We start from the raw sequence: 1,057 nt of genomic DNA on the forward strand, positions 1-1,057 counted from the left end.
CCGAGCTCGACCGCCAGGTGGTCGAATCGATCGCCAGGCAGGACACGATCTCGGAAAACTCGGAAGAGGAGTTCGAGGAGCACCGCTCGTTCGCCGACCGCGTCTCCGACTCGATGGCCGAGTTCGGCGGCAGCTGGTGGTTCCTGATCTCGTTCGCCAGCGTGCTCTTGTCTGGATCGGCATCAACCTGTTCGAGGGCATGGCGGGCGCCTTCGACCCCTACCCGTTCATCCTGCTCAACCTGATGCTGTCCTGCATCGCCGCTATCCAGGCGCCGGTGATCATGATGAGCCAGAAGCGGCAGGAAGCGAAGGACCGGCTGCGCTCCTTCAACGACTACCGGGTGAACCTGAAGGCCGAGCTGGAAGTGCGGCACCTGCACGAAAAGCTCGACTACCTGATCTCGCGCCAATGGCAGCGGCTGGCGGAAATGCAGCAGATGCAGCTCGATGCCATGCACGAGCTGACAGGGGCGAAGAAGGTGAAGCGGACGGCGGGCGGGGTGCGGCGGCGGGCGGCGAGGAGCGAGGCGGCGGGGTGAGGCGTCGGAGCAGCAAGGTGGCTAACGACGCAGATACGGCGCAGCCTTGACCGCCACATACGCCCTCGGGAAGCCTAACCGCTCCTGTGGCGTCAAATGCCTTGCCACCCCAATTGGCCGTTGAAGCCTTCGCGTGCTTCCGCTAAGAAGCCGTGGCTGGCTGGTTCACCGGCTGGTTCGTTTTACCGGGAAGCACCCGTAGCTCAGCTGGATAGAGCGCTGCCCTCCGAAGGCAGAGGTCACAGGTTCGAATCCTGTCGGGTGCGCCAATTTCAAGTAAGTATCCATAGCTTTCGCACCGATCGCGCGAGAACGCCGCGTCAGAGATAGGTGGAGGCCAGGCCACCGTCGACCGGCAGGTTGACGCCATTGATCCAGCGCGCCGCGTCCGAGCACAGGAAGACGACGGCCGGGGCGATCTCGTCTGCAAAGGCAGGGCGCTTCATTCTGCCACTGTCAACCTCGACCCGATCCTGACCAAGCATGGTGATGAAGTCGCCGAGGATTGGCGTAAAG

Annotated in this window: 1 protein-coding gene, 1 tRNA gene and 1 pseudogene; 2 read left to right on the forward strand and 1 reads right to left on the reverse strand. The window is 63.2% G+C overall.

The features are described 5' to 3' along the window. Positions 1-541, forward strand: a pseudogene (locus EN781_RS33075) (DUF1003 domain-containing protein); the annotation flags it as partial. Positions 542-733: 192 nt separating this feature from the next. Further along, positions 734-810, forward strand: a tRNA-Arg gene (locus EN781_RS33080). 51 nt (positions 811-861) lie between these two features. Here the strand turns inward: EN781_RS33080 and EN781_RS33085 are convergent. Beyond that, a partial coding sequence (locus tag EN781_RS33085; protein WP_127400755.1) for an SDR family oxidoreductase occupies positions 862-1,057 on the reverse strand: 196 nt, incomplete at its 5' end.

The sequence above is a fragment of the Mesorhizobium sp. M4A.F.Ca.ET.090.04.2.1 genome (assembly GCF_003999085.1).
Lineage (GTDB): Bacteria > Pseudomonadota > Alphaproteobacteria > Rhizobiales > Rhizobiaceae > Mesorhizobium.